At 31.8% G+C, this 3,148-nt stretch carries 2 protein-coding genes; one reads left to right on the top strand and one right to left on the bottom strand.

The annotated features are described in order from the left end of the window. Nucleotides 1-248: 248 nt before the first annotated feature. On the bottom strand, nucleotides 249-1,679 hold the full coding sequence (locus CQZ94_RS30380; RefSeq protein ID WP_105588394.1) for an IS4 family transposase: 1,431 nt from the start codon (nucleotides 1,677-1,679) through the stop codon (nucleotides 249-251). A gap of 178 nt (nucleotides 1,680-1,857) precedes the next feature. Between CQZ94_RS30380 and CQZ94_RS30375 the strand changes: the two genes are divergently transcribed. Continuing rightward, a complete protein-coding gene (locus tag CQZ94_RS30375; RefSeq protein WP_105588393.1) occupies nucleotides 1,858-2,733 on the top strand; it encodes a CPBP family intramembrane glutamic endopeptidase in 876 nt (291 codons plus the stop codon). Nucleotides 2,734-3,148 lie beyond the last annotated feature (415 nt).

Below are 3,148 nucleotides of genomic sequence, written 5' to 3'. Positions count from 1 at the left end.
CTTTTCCATACTGATCACGCACCTTTTTTAGAGTAATAGTATCAGTATGTCCAAGATTTAGAGATTACTTGCAATTATCTTGAAGTTTTCGCACCAGAACCCCCCAAAGGGGTACGGAAACATTGCTATCAAGCTAACAAAAAACGATTATAAAAAATTACATCAACTTATCTTGAATATGAATTGAAAAGCTTTGGTCATTAAATAAGGGCATAACAAATAGCCCTAATGGGTTTTCGTTTTAAAAATCATGCACTTTTCTTGGGCGATAGGTAATATTCGTATGCCACACCTAAGATATCGAAGACTGTTTTCTTTTGGTATCGATGCGACTTTTTTCCGTTCTTTTCTAACAGGTAAAATAACCGAAGAAGACTTTTGGATAAATGTGTGGTTTGTTGCTGCATATATCTATATAACTTTTTAAAATAGTCATAAATCATATACATGGCTTTTACTTCACTGAGTTCTTTCTGTTTTTTGATAACTAATAACCGACGCATTTGATACATGATGGTGGAAGATAATAATAAAGCAATTAGCTTCCCGTATAAATGACATTCAAACCTTTCTATTTTTACATTGGTATTATGGTGAAGACGAAAAATTGATTTCCATGTTTTAAATATTATTTCAATCTGCCAACGCAGAGAATAGAGATCATGAATACACTCCTTCGGGACATATTCCGATGGAATATTCGTAATATAAACATTGATTTCTTGTAACTGTTTAGTCCTTTCACTATAGGTGATTCGTTTCTTTTTTTCTTTGTATGCTCGATCTTTTAATCGTTGTTCTTTTTGTTCTGGTGTTAATTTATAAATCACCACACGTACAGGAAGTTTATAATCACGTCCGACATAAGCAAGGGGAATCTCATAAAGTTCACCGGGTTTTATTTGTGACATAATCTCTTCTAAAGCGATGTTAAAAAACTCAGAGTTCTTTTTTAAAACACCATTTTTAAAATACATAACATCAGCATTTTTTTGATGAATTTTTGTATTCATTTTTAATCGTGAAAGATAATAAGCTCCCTTTTGTTGGATTGCATCAAAGTCAGATAAACTAAAATAACCTAAGTCTCGTATACATAGGTCTTGCAGATCTACTGTTGATTGAATTTCTTTCCCGTAATTCACATCATTTTGCTTACCAGTTGCTACCTGAACATGTAGAAATTGACCGCTAAGTAAATCATATTCTAATTGCACTTTTACACCAGATGCTTTTCCACTTCCACCGGAACCAGGATACACGGTAGACAGCATGTCTGAAACTTGAAATGTAGTTGCATCTAAAATACGAATACGACGAAAATACTCTGAAAAAGAATGAGGAATTGTAGTTGTAGATAAAAATTGTGCCTGTATAAGTTTTGAAAATATCGTACGTAAAAAAGTAACAGCATTGGCATTAAAGCGTTGATTGAGTCCTTCTGGACTCATCAATATACCAGTATTTTCTTCCAGAGCTCCACATAAACGGTTCAAAGAATGACTCGCAATGTCTTGGCCCAATCCAATACATAAAGCAGATAAATCTTGTGCACGATATTTACTCGTTCGTTGTACAAATCCCGTTTGCCTTGCAATTTGTTTCAACGTTTGCGAGGAAAAGACTTGTTGTAACTCTTGCGAGAGTAATTGAAACTCGTTTGAAATCGAAATATTCATACAAAAACGCCATCCTTTCGTATCGAAAAGGTTAACATTTTTCGCATGTGAGGAATAGTCTGAATTATTGACTTGATGGCCATGTGAAACCCTCCTAAAGTGAGTTATCTTCTAATAAGTGGAAGTTTAGATTATTAAAATGTTATAATTTAACAAAATAAACTTTGGAGGAATTAATTTGAATACATCAATGTCTACAATGAAAATACGTCATATAATTGGATGGATTCTAGTAAGTAGTGTTAGTCTAGAACTTCTTTCACGTGCACCCCTTTTTAATAATATTGCTCCTTGGATTAAACAAGAAGTTATATTGGTTAGCGCTATTTATTTGATTCCAATCTTATGGTTTTATAACAAATGTAAAAAACAAAAGATATACTTTTATTCTAGCTTTTTTTCAAAGCCTTCTGTATTCCCTATTAAAACGATGATTGCAGCTGTCATTATGCCATTCTTTTTAGTTATAGGTATAGTATTACTTTTATTAGCAATTGCAATGAGTTTTAATATATTGGAAGGTACAGCTGAAGCAACTGTATTAGAATCGAAAAGTGGTCTTCAATTGTTGGTAAGTAGTATTATAATCGCTGTAATAGCACCAATAGCTGAAGAGATTATATTTCGTGGATATTTATTCAACAGATTAAGCTTCAGATTAGGAATTAAAAAAGCAATTATCATAAGTTCTATTGTATTTGGAATTTTACATTTACAAAACATATTTGGAGCTACTATTTTGGGTATTAGTATGTGTGTATTGTATATAAAAACGAAGAGTCTTATAGTGCCAATTATTGTTCATATGGTATCTAATATTTTTGTAGTATTTAAAGATATTTCATTATTTATGAGTCCTTCTGAATCATCTACATCTTCAACAGCAGACTTAGATGTATCTATAGGTTTTATTGGTGCATTCTTATTCATTGGAATTGGATTACTATGGTTTATTCCTTTTATAAAACGCAATTGGAAATATTGTATTAAAAAAGGGATTCCTAGTTTTACATATGAATCCAATATAAAAAATAATGAGAAAAAATCTTTATAGTTAAGAAAATAAGAAGTACCACTACCTGTCTATCGAGCTAAGCTTCTAAATTATTCCTAAAGTGAAAACTACGTTATTCTCTCTATGATTATACAGAAGAATGGCGTTTTTTTTCGTTATGGGGGGTACGGAAACATCTTAGCTTGATGGCGATGGGGTACGGAAACGATCCAAAGAATAACCCACCACATCTGAATTGTTTTCCATTTAAGGGAGGAACCTATCATGAAATAAGATAGGTTCCTGTTTTATTGTATAAATGATTTAGAATTATATTGAGGGGTTAATCATGTCAAGTATTTAAGATACCATTTATCCTAGAATAAAACAGAACCATATGGAAAGCTAATCGCTATTTTTCTATGTTCCTCTACTATGTTTAAAATGCGTCAATTGTTTTTACAAAAGAAGAAAA

The sequence above is a fragment of the Bacillus sp. MYb209 genome (assembly GCF_002975175.1).
Classification (GTDB): domain Bacteria; phylum Bacillota; class Bacilli; order Bacillales; family Bacillaceae_G; genus Bacillus_A.
The sequence above is the reverse complement of the archived record's forward strand: the minus strand, read 5'-3'. Positions and strand labels throughout refer to the sequence as shown.